This window comes from Planktothrix paucivesiculata PCC 9631 (genome assembly GCF_900009265.2).
GTDB classification, from domain to species: domain Bacteria; phylum Cyanobacteriota; class Cyanobacteriia; order Cyanobacteriales; family Microcoleaceae; genus Planktothrix; species Planktothrix paucivesiculata.
The window spans coordinates 350,877-369,593 of the sequence record NZ_LR735018.1 but is presented as its reverse complement, the minus strand read 5'-3'; the positions used below and the strand labels follow the sequence as shown (position 1 = coordinate 369,593).

13 protein-coding genes are annotated in these 18,717 nt (G+C 39.9%); 5 read left to right on the top strand and 8 right to left on the bottom strand.

Annotated features, from left to right (window positions below):
• Positions 1-21 precede the first annotated feature (21 nt).
• A complete protein-coding gene (locus PL9631_RS15805) occupies positions 22-672 on the top strand; it encodes an ApaLI family restriction endonuclease (protein ID WP_083621747.1) in 651 nt (216 codons plus the stop codon).
• A 21-nt stretch (positions 673-693) separates the two neighbouring features.
• A complete protein-coding gene (locus tag PL9631_RS15800) occupies positions 694-1,881 on the top strand; it encodes a DNA-methyltransferase (RefSeq protein ID WP_083621745.1) in 1,188 nt (395 codons plus the stop codon).
• A gap of 1 nt (position 1,882) precedes the next feature.
• On the opposite strand, the gene PL9631_RS15795 is transcribed toward PL9631_RS15800, so the two are convergent.
• From PL9631_RS15795 to PL9631_RS15765, 7 genes are all read right to left on the bottom strand, one after another.
• A complete protein-coding gene (locus tag PL9631_RS15795; RefSeq protein WP_083621744.1) occupies positions 1,883-3,307 on the bottom strand; it encodes an AMIN domain-containing protein in 1,425 nt (474 codons plus the stop codon).
• A gap of 160 nt (positions 3,308-3,467) precedes the next feature.
• Positions 3,468-4,544 (bottom strand): class 1 fructose-bisphosphatase, encoded by a 1,077-nt coding sequence (fbp, locus tag PL9631_RS15790; RefSeq protein WP_083621742.1) that lies wholly within the window; start codon positions 4,542-4,544, stop codon positions 3,468-3,470.
• Positions 4,545-4,570: 26 nt separating this feature from the next.
• The gene (locus PL9631_RS15785) at positions 4,571-5,716 is read right to left on the bottom strand and encodes a fatty acid desaturase (protein WP_197046385.1); all 1,146 of its coding nucleotides are present in this window, start codon (positions 5,714-5,716) and stop codon (positions 4,571-4,573) included.
• Positions 5,717-5,742: 26 nt separating this feature from the next.
• Complete coding sequence (locus PL9631_RS15780) at positions 5,743-6,105, bottom strand: rhodanese-like domain-containing protein (protein WP_083621741.1); 363 nt, start codon at positions 6,103-6,105, stop codon at positions 5,743-5,745.
• A 201-nt stretch (positions 6,106-6,306) separates the two neighbouring features.
• On the bottom strand, positions 6,307-10,617 hold the full coding sequence (locus tag PL9631_RS15775; protein WP_083621738.1) for a helicase domain-containing protein: 4,311 nt from the start codon (positions 10,615-10,617) through the stop codon (positions 6,307-6,309).
• A gap of 74 nt (positions 10,618-10,691) precedes the next feature.
• Positions 10,692-12,968 (bottom strand): WD40/YVTN/BNR-like repeat-containing protein, encoded by a 2,277-nt coding sequence (locus PL9631_RS15770; RefSeq protein ID WP_083621736.1) that lies wholly within the window; start codon positions 12,966-12,968, stop codon positions 10,692-10,694.
• Between the two features lie 240 nt (positions 12,969-13,208).
• Positions 13,209-14,282, bottom strand: coding sequence for a glycosyltransferase family 2 protein (locus tag PL9631_RS15765; RefSeq protein ID WP_083621734.1), 1,074 nt, complete (start codon positions 14,280-14,282; stop codon positions 13,209-13,211).
• Between the two features lie 567 nt (positions 14,283-14,849).
• On the opposite strand from PL9631_RS15765, the gene PL9631_RS15760 reads away from it, so the two are divergent.
• The 3 genes from PL9631_RS15760 (at position 14,850) to PL9631_RS15750 (ending at position 18,069) form a co-directional block, all read left to right on the top strand.
• Complete coding sequence (locus PL9631_RS15760; RefSeq protein WP_083621732.1) at positions 14,850-15,998, top strand: DegT/DnrJ/EryC1/StrS family aminotransferase; 1,149 nt, start codon at positions 14,850-14,852, stop codon at positions 15,996-15,998.
• 165 nt (positions 15,999-16,163) lie between these two features.
• Entirely contained in the window at positions 16,164-17,132 is a 969-nt protein-coding gene (locus PL9631_RS15755) for a glycosyltransferase family 2 protein (RefSeq protein ID WP_083621731.1), read from the top strand.
• Between the two features lie 220 nt (positions 17,133-17,352).
• Positions 17,353-18,069 carry a hypothetical protein gene (locus PL9631_RS15750; protein ID WP_083621729.1) on the top strand — a complete coding sequence of 239 codons (717 nt, stop codon included), beginning with the start codon at positions 17,353-17,355 and terminating at the stop codon, positions 18,067-18,069.
• A 31-nt stretch (positions 18,070-18,100) separates the two neighbouring features.
• Here PL9631_RS15750 and PL9631_RS15745 read toward each other — a convergent pair whose 3' ends face one another.
• Entirely contained in the window at positions 18,101-18,694 is a 594-nt protein-coding gene (locus tag PL9631_RS15745; RefSeq protein ID WP_083621728.1) for a serine O-acetyltransferase, read from the bottom strand.
• Between the last annotated feature and the right edge of the window lie 23 nt (positions 18,695-18,717).

Below are 18,717 nucleotides of genomic sequence, written 5' to 3'. Positions count from 1 at the left end.
CATACAAAACTTATCTGATTTATGGCAACTCTCACACCTTCAAGTTTGGAAGAAAAAATACAAGATTTAGCAGAAAAATATTCCCAAGCTCTACTGAAACAAATCGACTGTCGTTTAGCAGAAATGAAAGGTGATGATACTTCTCATTTCTTAATCTATCGAGTTCTGGGTGTAACGGAGCAAGAAGGAAGATTAATAGATATTTATCAAAATAAAGGTCGTTTCTTATACAAGTATGCAGGATCATTTTTAGAGAAAGCTACTCAATTATCTTTTTTGGAAAAATATCCCAATTCAAAATCAATCAAAATTGCTAATACTATGGGTTCAAGACCCAAAACATTTGAGATTGATTGTTTAGAAGGAAACAATGCCATTGAAATTAAGTGGAGAGATGCAACAACAGATGGAGATCATATAACAAAAGAACACACTAGAATCAAAACTATAGCAACCGCAGGTTATACACCTATTCGTATTATGTTTTATTACCCCAATAGACAACAAGCTATAAGAGTTCAGCAAACTTTAGAAACACTTTATAAGGGAATTGGGGGTGAATATCACTATGGAGAAAGTGCCTGGAATTATGTGACGGAAAGAACAGGTATAGATTTAAAGGCAATTTTAGAAAGAATTGCTGATCAAAATACAACTTCTGATGAATTATAATTTATTAATCTACTAAAAATCATGAACAATACTTACAATATTCTTCAAGGAGACTGTCTTGATATTGTCCAGGGAATAGAGAAAAATTCTGTTAATCTGATTTATTTAGATCCTCCTTTTTTGACTCAAAAGCAGCAGTCTTTAAAAACCAGAGATAGAAAATCTGAATTTAGTTATGATGATTTATGGGAAAGTCATCAAGACTATGCAAAATTTCTCTATGATAGATTAGCTGTTCTACATCATGTTTTAAGAGAAGATGGATCAATTTTTGTCCATTGTGATACCCATGCTAATTATATCATCAGAGCGATTTTAGATCATATTTTTGGTCAGAAAAATTTTAGGTCAGAAATTATTTGGAGTTACAAACGCTGGTCAAATTCTAAAAAAGGATTGTTACCCGCCCATCAAACGATATTTTTTTATTCTAAAACTAATCAATTTACTTTTAATCCCATTTATTGTAATTATTCAGAATCTACTAATATTGATCAAATCTTACAGAAACGCACCAGAGATGAGCATGGTAAAGCGGTTTATGCTAGGGATAATCAGGGGGAAATTATTCCGGCTGACCCCAAAAAAGGAGTCCCTTTAAGTGATGTTTGGGAGATTCCCTATTTAAACCCGAAAGCTAAAGAGCGTATCGGTTATCCTAGTCAAAAACCGATTTTACTCCTAGAACAAATTATTGAATTAGCCTCTAATTCGGGAGATCTTGTATTAGACCCCTTTTGTGGAAGTGGGACAACCATTATTGCAGCTAAACTATTAAATCGTTCAGGATTGGGAATTGATATTTCACCGGATGCTGTTCAAATCTCTCAAGATAGATTAAAAACCTCGATTAAATCCGAGTCTTTGTTGTTGCAAAAAGGTCGAAAATCTTACCAGAATGTGGATGAGGAAGCTCTGAATATTATTTCAAGTTTAGATGTTATTCCGGTTCAAAGAAATCAAGGAATTGATGCCATTTTAAAACAGAACTATCGAGGAAAACCTGTTCCCATTCGAGTCCAGCGACACGGAGAAAGTCTGCATAAAGCCCTAGCTTTATTGGATAAAGCCTCTCAACTTAAAGGGGCTGTGAAGTCAATATTAGTCAAAACATCAGATGATCTTTTTAATATTGAAGTCACCGATATTCCCCATCATATTCTGATTATAGAAGCCCCTTCTTATACGGTGCAAAAAGTGCTAAATTAACCTATTGATTGACTAAAAAGAAGTTAGGAGTTGTCAGATCTTGGGTTAACTGAATAGAAATCATTTGACCCGGTTGTAACGTGGTGGGAGAAGGAGAAGTTCCAATTCCAATTCCTGCCCCGGCAATGGCACCGACTAAAGCCCCAACTCCGGTAAAACCACTGACTACAAACCCAGCCAAACTTCCAGCACCCGTCCCAATTCCTACCCGTTCAGGACGAATTTCCAAAGACCCAGGTATCCAATTAGATTGACCCTGAATTGGAATACTGCGACCGTCTAAATTAATCGCTTGGGCAATAAATCGACTCCCTTTGGTGGTGGTTTCAAACTCTCCGACAATCGGCGTATCTGGTGGCACAATAAAATTCCCCAAACTGTCCACAATTCCTCCTTGCAATAACAACACATCCTGGCGTTCAGAACGATGAGTTAAACGCACTTGATCTTCCGTGGGATAGAGTAAGGTTAACGCGGTTCCCGTCGGTAGCAAAATGACTGAGGGACGGGGATTCAGATAGGATTGTTGCTGTCCTAGGGGCTGCAAAGGTTGGCCAAAGGGAACGGCTTGGGGAGAGAATGGAGGTGCGTAGGGATAACCCGGCGGGTAGGGGTATAAATCTGCTTGAACAACGGCAACGGGGGGACGAAAGGCTGTTGTTTCCGGCGCGGGTGGAACGGTGGGAAACAGTTGAGCTTGACGCGGCTGAGTCAAGGGAACCCTCACCACCTCTACACTCGCGTCCCGGGTCGGTTGGGGGTTGGGTAAAGCGGTTTGTCGGGGGTCGTATTGACCAACGGCAGATTGAGGAGGTTTCGGGGATGCTGGGGGTTTGACGGTGGCGGTAGCTTGGATGGAGGTAGAAGTTCTACTGGGGGACGGGGTGGGAGTGGTTTGGGGTTGGGCAGCAACGGTACTCGCCGGAGTCGTCGGGGGTTCGGGCGGTAAGGTTTGCAGGGTAGGACGCAAGACCCAGAGATTATCAATGCCAATTTGTCGTAAATCGAGGGCCTGGGGGTCAACGGTAATCCCGGAGGTAAATTCCACCACCAGTTGAGCCTGTTGGGGTTTGGCCTGAATTAAACTGACTTGACGAATCACGCCCGTCTCATAGCGTTCTGTAATATTAACTTTAACTTCTGTGTTCGGAAGGTCTAGGACTAAACGGGGGGGAAGGTTAAAAACCGATAATTGGGGCTGATTCCCCGGAGGCAATTCCACCTCCACAACTCCCGTGTTGGGGTCAATTTTCCAGTCTACGACAACGGCTGCTTGTCCGGCTAAGGGATAGGCCGTCCCTAGGGTTAGACCGATGACAACGCTAGAGGTTCTCAACAGCAGACTCCCATACAACGCAGGTACCTCTGAGGCGACCAAGGTTTGTACCGTTTGCTTGAATTTTGATTTGAACTTTTTCGCTTGCATGGTTTCTGCATGAAAACTCTAGTTTAGATGTTTTATTAGCACATTTAACAACAGAAGGCAAGAGTTTTAATCGATTTAAGCCTAAAATCTCCCCAAATCCCCAGACTGGGAAACAGCCGCGGGGTCAGGGAGAACCGAAAAAATCACAGTGCTTTAATTTTTACTCAATCCCCCCTTCTTGTTCCCTGCGTTTGCGATCTTCAATGAATGATTTAACTAACATCACATCCTCTTTACTACCAATAATTAAAGGGGTACGTTGATGCAGTTTTCCAGGAATAACATCTAAAATTTCTTGAGTTCCAGTTGAGGCCATTCCCCCGGCTTGTTCAATTAAAAATGCCATGGGTGCAGACTCATATAATAACCGTAATTTTCCGTCGGGTTTCTTAACAGTCCCCGGATATAAAAACACACCGCCTTGATATAAAATTCGGTGAACATCTCCCACTAAAGCCCCACTATAACGGGCCGTATATCCTTCATGACGATGAACATAACGGGTATAATCTCGAATTGATTCATCCCACTGCCAAAAATTCCCTTCATTCACACTATAAATCGGCCCATGATCTGGAATTTTAATATTCTCATTAGCCAGAATAAATTCTCCTAAACTCGGGTCAAGAATAAACGCATGAACCCCGGTTCCAATAGAATAAACTAGAATCGTACTGGGGCCATAAAGAATATATCCGGCGGCAATTTGTTTGCGTCCATTTTGTAATAAATCCTTCGCCTCCCCGTCTTCATCGTTGCCCTCTTGTTGACGAATTGCAAATATTGATCCGACATTTAAGTTAGTATCTAAATTCGATGAACCATCGAGGGGATCATAGAGCAAAGTATAACGTCCAATCGGGCAATTTTCGGGAATATAAAAGGGTTTTTCCATTTCTTCCGATGCCAAACGACAGACTAAACCGCTTTGTTTGAACACCGAAATAAACACAGAATTGGAATAAACATCCATCTGTTGTACGGACTCTCCCTGCACGTTTACGGCCCCGGTAAACCCCAACGCATCATCCACTAAACCCGACTGAGATAAGCGACGGGCGATGAGTTTTCCCGCCAATCCGATGCGATTCATTAAAGCGCTAATATCCTGAGCATCGTGGGAAAAACTATGGAGTTGTTGGAGAACATGACGGGATAAAGTTGTGCAATCTCGATCTAAGTAATATCCTTGATCAATAGCATCGGAAAAATTAGATTGAACAGATTGATCTACCATAATCAAGGGTCTCCATGTTAGGGGGTTTAAACTGACTTAATCACTGCTGCCATTTTGTTTAGAGAATTTAAAGCAGCAGCTTGACGAAATGAGCGGATTGAGACTAGACGGTTAGCAGCAGAATCCCAGAGAATAAACTTAAAACAATCAGGAATATCTGAAATTCTCAGGGTTTTGACCCCAGCGAGTAAATGTATATTCTGATTGTGACAAGCTTCGAGGTTATAGTTGGGGATTCTTTCACAAAGATGGTGAATATTATGATAGCCAATATCGGCGGAAAACCACTTTAAAATCCGAGGTAATTCCAAGTAACTACTCCCCTCAATTGCCCCTCGCAGATAGTCCCAACCTTCGGTTTTGTGGGCGTAGGAACCCTCAAAGTTATGTTGTACAAAAAACACACAAATAAACAGTGCTGCTGAACAGGTTAGGGTGATGGAATACACCGTCCAGAAAAACCCCCATCCTAGATAATGACTGAGAATAATCCAGCCGCCAACTACACAAATATTGTTAAAAAGCAGATCCCAAAATTCACCAGTGGTATACCAATTTCTGGATTGATAGGATGAGAAACGCTCCCTAAAACTAATATTTGGATCTTGTTTTAAGGAAGTTAAAACATGAATAAAACAACCATAAATTCCCAGGATTAATGCTAGTCTAGGTTTAATGGCGAGGTAGAAAAACCCGCCCGGAAAAATCATTAATGGATGTCGGAGAAATTCATACCACCCTTGAGCCGATGGACTCAGTTTAGCAAATTCCTCCGTGGAAATTACAGCCGAGGGGCCACGATAACGTTCCCAGTCCCCATTGGTTTTGTGATGATAAGCGTGTCCTCTTGACCAGGGATATTGGGGGATGGCGTTGATGACCCCCAGGATAAAACCCACGACTCGATTCGCCTTTTTTGAACTAAATAGGGAGTAATGTCCGCAATCGTGCATTAAGGAAAAACAACGGACTGAAAATAGGGTCATTAACACCATAATCGGTGGTAGCAACCACAGAGAAATAGTAGCAGCTTTAACGGCTAAAATCCATAAAAGCAGATAGGGAATAACGGTATTTAAGATTTGATAAGTTCCCCATAAATTATTACTTTTCATGTAGGGAGAAAGGACAAAATCTGACTTTTGAATTGTTTTAACGGTGGTTTCTATCATTATTATTGAAATAAAAGGGATGTTTTTTAATATCGGGGAATCCGGGGATTAACCAAAATGGAGTAAGCATCAATCCCCCCATTAATATTTTTTACCTGGGTAAAACCTTGCTGAATCAACCATTGACACATTTGGGCAGATCTCATGCCATGATGACACAGAATTAATGTTTCTTGGTGCGGGTCTAGTTCAACTAAAATTTTGTCTGACCATTCACTATATTGACTTAAAGGATAGTTAACAAATCCCTCTATTTTTGCCATTTCAATTTCTTGAGGTTCCCGCACATCAATTAACTGAAAGTCGGTTTTGGGAACCGTTTTAAGTAACTTTTCTAACTCTTGAACGCTAATTTCTGAAATCGGTTGTGTAAACAATTGTTCTGACATAAAAATGTACCTAATGTTCCTGATGGTAGATTTAATTTGAATCGTAGTGAGCCCTTCAGGACTCTATCATATCTTTATTAATCACCTAAATCACAAATCAACCTCCCTCTAAAACGGATAACTGATGACTGATTAAACTGATCATTCTTACACTGATAACTGATGACTGATAACTGATAACTGATTAAACTGATGACTGATTCAAAGGGAAATAATACTAGAAATTCCCCGAATATGCAACTCTACCCTGGGCTTTTCATCTCGATAAAAAACCGTGCCTCGATAATCTCCCGTGATACTATTAAAAGAAAGTTGATGACCGTCCGCGACTTCTAAAATTAATTCTCCAATTCTGACTTTTCCCTGTATACCATCGACATCAATTTGTAGGGCTTTGGAACTATAAATATCCGTCAAAAGTACCCATAAACTATTATTCCGTTTGGCCCGTTTGATCTGGATGTGGCCAATTTGGAAGCTAAAGCCATCGGCTTCTGGCCCCAAAAGGCGGATTTTTGTGCCGGGGGGTAGACCCTGAACCCTCTCATCATCAAGGTCAGGATGTGCCTGGGAAGGGTCAGAGGGGGAAAGCTGGAGTAATTTGGGATTTTCGATTAAATCCACCCGAGGAGGGTCGGAATTGAGGGTGGCGGGGTCGATGTTCCAATCCTTGGCCCGACGGGTAATATCCTGTTGAATTTCCTGCGCCCGGATGGGTTCGGCGACTGAGGCATATTCTTTTTGTTTGAGTTTAGTTGCTAACCATCGTTGTTGAGCAAACTGTTTTAAACCGGGTTCATTACTACTAATAAATCGTTCATAAAATTTCAGAGTAGGGACTAATTCTCCAATTTTTTCTAAAGCAATTCCTACCTCAACCGCGGCTAACTTTTGTCGCCAGTTGGAGACCGATAGGGCTTTTTCAATTAAGGCTAAATAGCGACCGCGAAAATCTCGGGCTTGTTCAGGGCTTAAATTAGAACGGGAAATTTGTCTGATCAGTTCAAATCTAAATAGAATTGCTTCTAGTTTACCACATTTTTCGATCGCTGCGATCGCATCAATCCAACGTTTAATTTTAATTAAATAATTAATCCAATCTCGCAGGCGATTTTGTCGTTCTAAAGCCCGTCCTAAACAATCTAACTGTTTAATCCATTGTTGATTTCCTGACTTCCCAGATTTTTCCCATTCCACAATAATCCGTTCAAAATCTACGGCTTTTTCCAAATAGGGTAAACCTTCAGGAAATCCCGATAATTCAGCTTGAGCCAGATAATATTCTCGTTTGTGATTTGCCCCGCTTTCCTGCCAACATCGAACAGCCCGACGTAAGTTTTTAGCCCGATAATAACAATCTCCAGCTAATTCCAAAACCCCATTATATTTCGCTTCATCTAATCCCTCTAAAACCTCTCCAAACCGTTGCCATTCTTCCGGCTCTAGGATTTTTTCTCGCATCAATGTTCTAACTTGACGACCATAATCCTGTATCGCCGATTTCCAAGCCTTAACTAAGCGGTTTTCCTTAATCATTTGACCACTCAAAGATTCCTCTAAAAATTGAGTAAATTGTCGAATATTAGGTAAGGTTTTTGAAGTCTGAGCCATAAATTCAACTAACGGTTGTTCCACCGTTTTTTTCTGGGGAAATTGACGATACCATTCCGCTAAAGCTTGCCAACACATCCCATCCCAGAAACACTCCCACGCCTCTAATTCCTGACCTCTTTTTAGGAATAAACGCCCCGCTTCTCGAAACCGTTTATCGAATTTCAAAGCAAAAGCTTCACATAAATCAGCTTTTTCTAAATACCCTAATTCTCGATAAAATTGTTTTGCCCGTCGTAGGTCGGCGGCATTTTTTTGATTTCGACCATTTTCTTCAAATTTTTGAGCTTGGGAGGCACGGTTATCCCGTTGTAATTCATCTAAATTATCCCCCCAACGGACTCCTCCGATATAGGTTTGCCAATGCTCTGGTTTGTTAACTTGATTTAACCAATATTCATGATAGTTGAATGATGAGGTTTTAACTAATCTTTCAACGGTCGCATATTGCCATAAACAGCGATCGCCAATTTCCGTATCAATAATTACTAAATCCGACATTCCTCGACTAGCAGCTACATAAAGTTTATTAAAAAAGTATTCCAATTCCAACGGATGATTCCCCGTCCCTGGAACATAATCAATTAACGGTTTTTTATTAAATTCCTTAGCAAATTGATCCCCAAATTTATAGAGAATTACTAAGGGAAATTCTAATCCTTTTGCTTGAATTGCACTTAAAATATTCTTAGGAGGATGTTCTTCCGTGGCATCGGGAAATAAAGGCGATAAAAATTCATCTCGTCGAATATAATCTAACTCCCCTCCGGCTTCACAGGGAACAATAAAAATCGGGGATTTTTCAATATGTTGTTTGAGGGAGTCGGCGGAAAAATTATCCTTGTCAAAGATAAACTTTTGGGGCGTGGGAGACTCCATATAAGATTGCCAAGACTCCTGGGGTCTTAACTCTTGAATTTTAAATAAAATATGTCGCCATAGATGAATTAAGTTCGTAACTTTGACAATAGAAGGACTTGACCTATAATTAGATTCAAGCTCATAAAACGTCATGGATAAATTAAGTTGTCGGGTCGGGTCAAGGGCGGCAATCACTTGATCAAAAAAGGTCGCCTTGACACTTTCCCAGCGAAATCCCGTGGGGTTTAAGGTCTGAAAAGGATCTCCGGCAAAGGCAAAGGGTAAACACCAAACCGGGGGGTATAAATCACAATGGGAAAATATTGATAACTGCATAATTAAGCGCAGTTCTAAACTGGTAAAATCCTGAGCTTCATCACAGAAAATAGCCGTATAAACGGGTAAATTATCTCCACTGACTTGTAAGACTTTTCTAATTAAATCTTGATCATCCCAATAGCCTTCGCGGGTGGTTAATTGATAATACCAAGGCCAAACTTGCTTATAAATGGCTTGAAAAATATCCAAGGATAAACTGCGTTCTCGCCGGGGAATTTCTTCATAATCATCGGGGGTCATATACCCTTCATTTTGTCCATTCAGGGTATAACCTTTAATAAAAGTTCTAATAATATGCCAACAAAGTTCGGGGGAATAACGACTATAGCGACGGCTACACCGTTGCCTAAAATCATGGAAACTAATATATTTATCGGGATCAAATTTGTCACTTTCTTCGGGAGGAAGTAAACTCAATAAAAACTGTTGAAACGATTTAAAACAAATATCAATCGAGGGTTTATTTCCCTGTCCGTCGGTTTCTAATAGAAATTTATGGTGACTTTTGAGGAGTTTTTTTACCCCTTCTTTGGCTTTCCCTAATAATTGTTCATTATAGGTTAAAAATAAAGGATGGGGAACTTGATTTAATCTTTGACGATGTTGTAAATAATATTTTTGATAGCGATAACAATAATCGGCAAACAGATAAAATAACATAGTTGATTTACCACTGCCTGCCCGTCCATTAATAAAAACTGGCAGGGAACTCTTGCTAATTTCCGGGGTAGATAATTCATGGAGAATTTTTTCTTCCTCCATCGATAACGCCCAATTAATCCCAAATTCCTGCTCAATTTCTAACCAAATTTCCGAATCCCCTAATAAATAATCGGGATAGGAGCGTCGGGTATAGCGGGCTAAATCTTCTAAGGTTAATTCCTGGGCTAAAATATTACTTTGACTAGGGTTTTCTGAGGATTCTTCCCCTTCGGTTTCTCCAGAGGCGGAATTAAACAGACGAGTGATTTGACCCACTTCCAGAATATCCTGGGAATTAGGATAATGATCAAAGGTAGAAAGTAAAAATAAAACGCTGCGGTTAGGAGTGTCGGAGGTAAGAATCCAACTATAAATAATATAGCGATTATGCTCCGGTTGTCCGGCAATTTCAATTCCTAAAAAGTCAGTGGGTGTAATTTCAATTCCTGACTTTTTCTCCACCAAACTATCCACAATATCATAATAAGTTCGCCATTGTAGTTGAGTGTCGGGTTGTTTAAATTGTGTAACCCAAATTTCACTTTCACAAATCACCGCATCGGTGGTATTCTTAATCCAATCGGGCCCTTTTAACCAAATTTGACGTAAATCTTCAGGCAAACTGGGGCGACGGCGAAAGGATTTTTGTTCTTCCCGTTGAGCATTAATACTATTTTCTAATTCTTTGGGATCAATTAACGAATCCAGATGATTGATTCCATATTCATCGGGATTTCTCAGAAATGCCTCATACTCGTTCCCTCCCCGGGGAAAAACCGCCAATAAACATAAAATCGGGTCATTATTCACCCAGAGAATTTTTCCTAGCAAACGCAAATTCCGCACGGGTCGCTTTAAGTAGGGATAGTTCCACTCAAACAGCGCCTGCACAGCCACTGTCCCTTGAGTCTTGAGGGTGACGAGTAATTCCGCCACTTGACTCTGGATGCCTTGCTGTTTCGCTTGTGCGTCGAATGTCGGGGTCGTGTAGATTAGCATGACTTCGATTTTGACACAATTTAATCGGTGTCACCATAAAGTCATTGTGCGTTATTCAAGGCAGAAATATCAAATTAGGGTGATTGTTGGCCATAAATAAATCCATTTCCCGAAGTTCCCACAAACACCCGGCCAAAAGTATTCATATCCCCAACAATCACCATCGGGTCAGCAAAAGAACCCATGGGATATTCGGCAATTCTGACCCAATTTTGACCCAAATCAATGGAGCGGAAAATACCGCCTTCACCGTTGATGCGTCCATGAATAAACACGGTCGGATAGTTCGCGCCGGGGGCGGCTTTACCAAAGGTTAATACCCGGGCTTCCTCAACCGTAGCCAGGGAACTAAAATTTTGCCCAAAGTCACTGGAGCGATAGAGTCCTTTTTCGTTGAGACTCACCCACACTTCCCCCGCGATTCCGGGAGCGGTTTTGAGGTTAGCTCCATTCCAGATACCACCAGGTAAGTTTTGATTGACAATTTCCCAGGTTTCTCCCCCATTTTGGCTGCGGAGAAAATACCCCTGACGGTGATGATACAGATAGAATGTATCTGCTTGTACGGAGTCCGCAGCTAATATTTGTTGTCGGTTCCATAAATGGGTATGAGCACCCCCTCCGATGGTTTCTTGTGCAAAAAAATCAATTTTATTCCAGGTTTTTCCTCGATCTTTTGTGTAGTAAGGAGGCTGATCATTGGTGGGTTGCCAAACAATATGATCGGGATTTGTGGCAGAAACAGCTACATTGCCAAAGACTAATTCAGCCGGATGGGTTTTATTTTTAATTGAGTCAAATTGCTGCCAAGTTTTTCCATAGTCTTGAGAAAATCCAGCCCTGATTTTGTCGGGTTCGTGATGATTTGCCCCTACGGAAACCACAAAATTAGGATGGTTAAAACTATAGGCTAATTGGGTGGTGGTATTGAATACTCCTTGACTATGGGAGGTTTTGGGAATCTCACAAAAAGACTCATGGCGAAATCCATCAAAATCCGCGATCGCTGTAATTACAGCATGATCTCCTGGAAGACTCACCGCATCAAAAGCGACGGTTTCCTCTAATCCATTGACCATTCCTGACCAAGTAATTTGATCTTTTGATCCGTCTTCTGTTTTCCAAATTCCGATGCCATTGGTTAACCAAACTTGATCGGAATTTTGCGGAGAAATGGCGATCGCCCCAATTAAATTATAAAAACTCCAATCAGGCCACCAAGAAATTTTATTTAACTTATTTTTTAAGGTTGTCCACTGTTTTCCCCCATCAGTTGAACGATAGATGGTATCGGGGGTCATGGGATAACTACTGACAAAAATAGTATCGGGTTTTTGGGGATCGACCGCTACGGGAGCATAGTTTATTTCTGCTTCTGGAGTAATATCTTCCCAGGTATTATTCGTATATTTAAGTACCTTGCCCTGGGGTTGTTTTTGACTATGGTAGAAAGTGACAATAAGTTCCCCTTGACTATTGACCACGCCCTGTTGAGGGACTAATTTAACATCAAAATTATGCTTTAATAATTCCCAGGTTTGACCGGAATTTTGGCTGCAATAAATTCCTTTTCCTGAGACTCCCACATAAATCGTTTGAGTTTTTCCCCCGAGGGTTTCAGATGTTGGGTCAAAAGTCACAAAACTCACCCCAGCTTTTTGATTGGTTTCCGGGTGTGATTCACCCAGGGGAACTTGTTTAGGGTTAATTTGATTCCAAGATTCTCCCCCATTTTGACTCAACCACAGTCCATTTAAACGGGAGCCAAAATAAACAATATTACTGTTATTCGGATCAACTGCTAAACGTTCTCCCGTCCAGCGCCAAAATTCATTCCCTCCCATGGGTAAAGCTAGGTTAAGAATCTTCCAAGATTGTCCTTGATTTTCGGATTTTAAAAGCATACCCGGTTTGGGTTTTTGTTCAGATTGGGTATAGGCTCCTATAGCGGTATAAATAATATTAGGATTTTGAGGATCAATGGCAACACTTTCAATATTTAAGGGTACTTTTTTCGGTACAGTATCAGATTGAATCAGTTGTAGCCAAGTTTGTTTTTCCGGTTGCCAACGATATAAACCCCCAACATCAGTTCTCGCATAAATTAAATTAGAATGGGTCGGGTGAATCACGATTCCGGTCACAAACCCGCCTCCCCCCATTCTCAGGTTAGTCCATTGATAATTTTCCCCTGTAGATGTTTTAAAGGTTGAGAAATTAGGCGCGGGTGAACATTGTTGCTGTTCTCCAGAAAAGGTTAAAATATTTTGGATAAAAATAATACTCAAAAAAGTAATAACGCCTAAAATTAATTGTTTATATTTGGGTCGCCAATTTTTAATAATATTCATCAATATAGCAATCCTATTTGATTTGTGTTCAAAATTGTTGATCAACAGGGAACAGGGAACAGGGAACAGAAATAATACTTCTGGCTCTTTCATGTCAGTTTTGAAATATTACAACCTATTTAGGATTGCTATATATAGCCAGTCTAAATCATTTTTATAAATTGTTGGAAGGTCGGGGTAAGGTTTCCTCACCCCCCTCGGAGAATGTTATTGAAGATTGATAAAATTTCCCATTCCCTACTATGTACTTTTCTTCCAATGACCCAAGGCATCTCCGTTGTGAAGTGCCGAATTTACTTGAAATGCGACCCATAAATCAACCGCAAAAGCAACACAAGCTAGGGGAAAAAATAATAGTGCCTTGAGAAAAGATTTATGGGTTAAACTTTCAAACCGTCGCAGGAGGATCACATTAGGAATTAACCACCACCCTTTATCAGCAATCATCGTTTGCACCATTTCATCAAGCCACAAAGGATTTTCTGCATTTTTATTTTTAATCATTATTCCAATATCCTCTTGATCTGCATGATTTAAGAAGAACTTAGAAACCAATTGACCGACGATTTGTCCGATCATTAACCATTTTTGATGGCGGAGTAAACTGGGAATACTGGTATAGGCTTCAAAGATATGGGAAGCTGATGGGGCTTGAATTACCCGCTCTGGATTTTCTGCTTCTTGAAAGCCATTTGTGACAATCATACTATATAAAAAACTATCTTGAGTGGGCAGGGTTGTGGGTAGCCAAATCCGACGGAGAATATGAGCCCGGGCTAGGTAAAGTTGACCACACAACCAGGAAGGTTTACCTTCACTTGCTTTATTTCCAGATAGACTAGATACCTTTTCTGAAAGAAATTCTAATGGATTTTTATTGGTTTTTAAGCTAACATCTTTGATGGGTTGATCCATGGCTATCCAGGTTTCTGAAGTGGTTTCTAAGAGTTGAATCATGGATGTCAAGGTTTGGGGATTGAGAATAATAATATCAGCATCCATCATAAATAAATAGTCCGCATTGGGATTAGAAACATCATGGACAAATTTATTCCAAGCATTAGATTTTCCAGGGCGTTCTATTTCATAAATATGCCATTGGATATGGGTGTGAAGATCGGGCTTAACTAGATTTTTTAAGGTTGTGGCAGTAATACTAGCTGTTTGATCAGTACAGGCATTCGGAATAACACAAATTTCAATATTCAGATCCGGATGGGGCTGAGTGAATAAACTTTGCTCAAATAAAGAATTGAGCATTTTAGGAATAGCATCAGCTTCATTATAAGCTAAGATCCCAATATTGATATTCATATTTTTACTTCCTATAGAAATGGGTTTCAAGTTAAAAAAGTAGATGCAACTGTTAAGATAGGCGATCGGTTAATGGAATAATTTCATTTGCATCATCATCCTTAATGTTCCCTATTTACCCCTAATTATTTCGCCTTATTGTAAAATTTACACCCTTAATACCAATTTTTTCATGGAAAACAGTATATCGTAATCCTAATTAGATTGATACTAAGAATTTTCTCATAATAGGGAATAGGTAACAGGGATAATATTTTGGGTTGTTTCATATCCCGGTTAAAGAATGACCACCCATGGGGGGTTGCCATTGTATCATTTTCTAAACAGCAATTGACAAGCTCAGGAAAATGTACTATGTTTGAACAGATGAATTTAACTTTTTCTTAACCTATCAATATTAAAATCAACCAAGTCATAATAGCCATTTTCAAGAATTGCTATCTGGACTACGATTAAAACCAAAAGTTGCGGTGCTAGATTTCAGGGTGTTCATAGCTAACTTAGGTTCTTCGTTAAGAAAAACAAGCCTTCGCTATTTTTGATAATGTACTACTAAACTGAAAAAAAATGAGAGAAACATTTTTAGTTTTTGCCTCTCCTCAAATCCATCAAGCTGAAATTGATGAAGTTGTCGATAGTTTGAAGTCCGGTTGGCTAGGAACAGGCCCTAAAGTTAAGCGATTTCAGGAGAATTTTGCGGCGTATAAGGGAGTTCCCTATGCTGCGGCTCTTAATTCCTGTACGGCGGGATTACATCTTTCCTGTGTTGCCTTAAAGTTACAACCTGGGGATGAAATCATCACCACATCCATGACATTTTGTGCCACGGTTAATGCCATTATTCATAGTGGGGCAACTCCGGTAATTGTCGATATTAACCCCGATACTTTTAATCTTGATCCGGAAGCCATAGAATCAAAAATTACTCCCCGGACTAAGGCGATTTTACCTGTTCATTTTGCCGGTCGCGCCTGTAATATGGAGGCAATTATGGACATTGCCCATCGGCATAATTTAGCCGTAATTGAAGACTGCGCCCATGCCATTGAAACCGAATATAAAGGGAAAAAAGCGGGAACCTTTGGAGACTTTGGAGTGTTCAGTTTTTATGTCACTAAAAATGTGATTACTGGGGAAGGAGGAATGGTAATTTCTTCTGATAAAGATCGCATTGAACGCATTGAAGTCTTAGGGTTACATGGGATGACTCGCCATGCTTGGCAACGCTTTTCTGATGCGGGATTTAAGCATTATTTCGTGGATGAGTGCGGGTTTAAATATAACATGACAGATGTTCAAGCTGCTATCGGTATTCATCAATTAGCCCGAGTAGAAGAAAGTTGGTTACGTCGCCAAGAAATCTGGCAGAAATATAATGAAGCGTTTGCCAATTTACCGTTAAAATTACCCGCAGATATTGAACCGGAAACTCGTCACGCCTATCACTTATATACAATTATGATTGATCAGGAAAAAACCGGGATTAAACGGGATGAATTTTTGGATGCGATGACGGCTGAAAAAATTGGGGTTGGAGTACATTATCTAAGCATTGCTGAACATCCCTACTATCAACGTACCTTTGGTTGGAAACCCGAAGATTATCCTAGTGCGATGAAAGTAGGACGGGAGACTGTGAGTTTACCCATTTCTCCTAAATTAACAGATCAAGATGTTGCGGATGTGATTGAGGCGGTTTACAAAATTATTAAATAACCCTGAAAATTTTCGAGAAATTAGAGGAGAATTAGCCATTTTGTTCTCCTCTTTAATAGATTTTGAGCTAAGTTGATAAGGCAGTTAGGACATAAACTGATACTAAAACTTAGACGTTAAAATCTTTTCCCCATTCCCTGTTCCCTGTTCCCCCTATATAAATTTATGCCGAAAGTTTCTGTAATTATTCCAGCTTATAATGCGGAAAATACCATTGTAGAAACCCTCGAATCGATTCAGAAACAAACACTTTCAGACTTTGAAGTGCTAGTGATTGATGATGGTTCAAAAGACAAAACCGTAGAGCTAGTTAAACAAATGACTGACCCACGAGTACAGGTATTTGCCTATCCTAATGGTGGGGTTTCTGTAGCTCGAAATCGCGGTATTGAACAGGCAAAGGGTGAATTTATTGCCTTTATTGATAACGATGATTTATGGACAGAAGATAAATTAGAGTTACAAATTGCTGCATTAGAAAAAAATCCCCAAGCCAGTGCCGTCTATAGTTGGACGGTGAATATGATGGATGATGGAGCATCTATTTCATTTGTCCAGGGCACTGAATCAACGGTAGAGGGAAATATTTATCCCGATTTATTATTAGGTAATTTTATTGGCAGTGGTTCTAATATTTTGGTGCGTCGGGAAGTGATTGATGTCGTCGGGGGATATGAACCGAATCTTGTATTTTCCGACTGGGATTTTTGTTTGCGAGTAGCGGCTAAATTTCAGTTTGCCGTTGTTCCTAAACCTCAAATTTTGTATCGAAAAGTGGCGGGTTCCATGAGTTCTAAAGTAGACTCCATGGAAAAAGAAGGGTTACGGGCATTGGAACGAGCCTATCAGGTGGCCCCCCCAGAATTACAACCACTTAAAAATCGTAGTTTGGCTTTTCTGTACCGATACCTAGCGGATTTATGTTTAGCCTATGATACGGATGCCAAGGGACTTGATTATGCTCAGGCAAAATTATGGCAGGCTGTCACACTCTATCCGGCAATTCTTAGGGAAAGTTATGTTCAAAAGTTAATCATTAAATTGCTCATCAAACGAGTATTGCCCACAGAGCTTTCCAATTCAGTGATTCAAAGCTTGAAAAAGAAATTAGCCCGTCGTGACCCGCGAGTTTAACTGAACAATTATTGAGGGTTTGAAAAAAAAATATTAAGATATTTCCCTTAAAAGTTAACTTTATATTAAGGGTTCTTAACCTGGGCTTAAAGTTGGGTTAAAATAAGTCCGATTACTGACCTCGAGAACAATAAGTAGAAACAGTTTGATTTTAAGGTGGGTGCAGATATTACGGAGGTAGGAATTCAGTAATTGGCAAAATCAAGAGGAGGATTTGACCATGGAACTTAATTTAGCGAACTTCGTTTTGAACCTGCGTCAGCAGGCAAAATCCGCATGGCCAAGTATGGTCAAGATTTATATTGTTGCTACTTTTGTGATCATTCTTGCCGAAATTATCGGTAAGATGGCGGGTCTTACCTCTTATATCTTGGTTTCCGACGCCACTGAAGTTGCCCATTTATCGCCCTATACCGGATTAATTTCTAATTTATGTGTTTTAGGTTGGGCTGCTAGTGCAGGGATTTGCTTTTTTACCGCCTTTGTGGCTCGATTAAACGAAAGTTTCTATCAGCGATGGTTCCAATTTTTTGTGATTTCCGGTATTTTTAGTACCTGGTTAGGTTTAGATGATTTATTGCAAATCCATGAGTCTATCGGTGAATTTATGGAGGGGTTGGTCGTTTCTGCTCATCACCCCACACTATCTAACCTCTTAGAAGGTGTTGTTTTTATCATCTATTTTGGCTTATTTGTTGTTTATACACTCTACTTAAGAAAGCATATTCAACGAACAGAGTATCTGTTTCTAGTTTTGGCATTTGGCTTGTTTGCCAGTTCTATTGTTATTGATACGCTGATCTCGGATACCGCATTTTCAGGAAAATATCTCCTGGAAAAAATCCCTAAGTTTCTAGGAATTGTCAGTTGGTTAGTCTATTTTTCCCGAACCGGGATATCAACCATTCAACATTATCTGTTTACTCCCAATAATTAGGAATTGTAGGGTTTTATCTGAACAGATTTGTCTAAACCTCTGGGCCGTCGGCTATATTGACAGCATCTCTGTAGAGAATAAACTCTTTTGAGCCTTGATAACTGGCAATTCTAGCAGGGATTCCCACGGCTACAGCATTATCAGGTAAATCTTTGGTGACGACGGCGTTAGCTCCTATTGCCACATCATTCCCAATCTTAATTTTACCAAAAATTTTAGCTCCAGGCCCAATAAAAACGCGATCGCCAATCACAGGACAACCAGACTTTTCTCCTCGACCTCCAACCCCAATTGTTACCCCCTGACTAATATTACAGTTCTCCCCAATTTTCACATCCTGGTTAATAATAATCCCACCAAAATGACCAATATAAAACCCTTTGCCAATTTGGGTTTTATATGGAATATCAATCCCCGCTATAATCTCAATAATTTTGTGCCAAATAAAGCCCAAAGTTTTGAGAATTTGTTTAATAATAGGAATCTGAACTTCTGTTTTCACCCAATGACTAAAGCGATATTCCGCTAAAGCCCATAATCCTTGTTTCGTCAATACAAGATAGATCCAAGATCCACCTTGAGTAATCACATATCGATCAATATCTGCTTTGTAATCTTCTAACATTATTTCTAGGATTGAATCATCTT

Excerpts from the sequence above, each read along its gene's own strand:
- PL9631_RS15805 (WP_083621747.1), top strand. The coding sequence starts at position 22 with ATGGCAACTCTCACACCTTCAAGTTTGGAAGAAAAAATACAAGATTTA.
- PL9631_RS15800 (WP_083621745.1), top strand. The coding sequence starts at position 694 with ATGAACAATACTTACAATATTCTTCAAGGAGACTGTCTTGATATTGTC.
- PL9631_RS15795 (WP_083621744.1), bottom strand. The coding sequence starts at position 3,307 with ATGCAAGCGAAAAAGTTCAAATCAAAATTCAAGCAAACGGTACAAACC.
- fbp (WP_083621742.1), bottom strand. The coding sequence starts at position 4,544 with ATGGTAGATCAATCTGTTCAATCTAATTTTTCCGATGCTATTGATCAA.
- PL9631_RS15785 (WP_197046385.1), bottom strand. The coding sequence starts at position 5,716 with ATGATAGAAACCACCGTTAAAACAATTCAAAAGTCAGATTTTGTCCTT.
- PL9631_RS15780 (WP_083621741.1), bottom strand. The coding sequence starts at position 6,105 with ATGTCAGAACAATTGTTTACACAACCGATTTCAGAAATTAGCGTTCAA.
- PL9631_RS15775 (WP_083621738.1), bottom strand. The coding sequence starts at position 10,617 with ATGCTAATCTACACGACCCCGACATTCGACGCACAAGCGAAACAGCAA.
- PL9631_RS15770 (WP_083621736.1), bottom strand. The coding sequence starts at position 12,968 with ATGAATATTATTAAAAATTGGCGACCCAAATATAAACAATTAATTTTA.
- PL9631_RS15765 (WP_083621734.1), bottom strand. The coding sequence starts at position 14,282 with ATGAATATCAATATTGGGATCTTAGCTTATAATGAAGCTGATGCTATT.
- PL9631_RS15760 (WP_083621732.1), top strand. The coding sequence starts at position 14,850 with ATGAGAGAAACATTTTTAGTTTTTGCCTCTCCTCAAATCCATCAAGCT.
- PL9631_RS15755 (WP_083621731.1), top strand. The coding sequence starts at position 16,164 with ATGCCGAAAGTTTCTGTAATTATTCCAGCTTATAATGCGGAAAATACC.
- PL9631_RS15750 (WP_083621729.1), top strand. The coding sequence starts at position 17,353 with ATGGAACTTAATTTAGCGAACTTCGTTTTGAACCTGCGTCAGCAGGCA.
- PL9631_RS15745 (WP_083621728.1), bottom strand. The coding sequence starts at position 18,694 with ATGTTAGAAGATTACAAAGCAGATATTGATCGATATGTGATTACTCAA.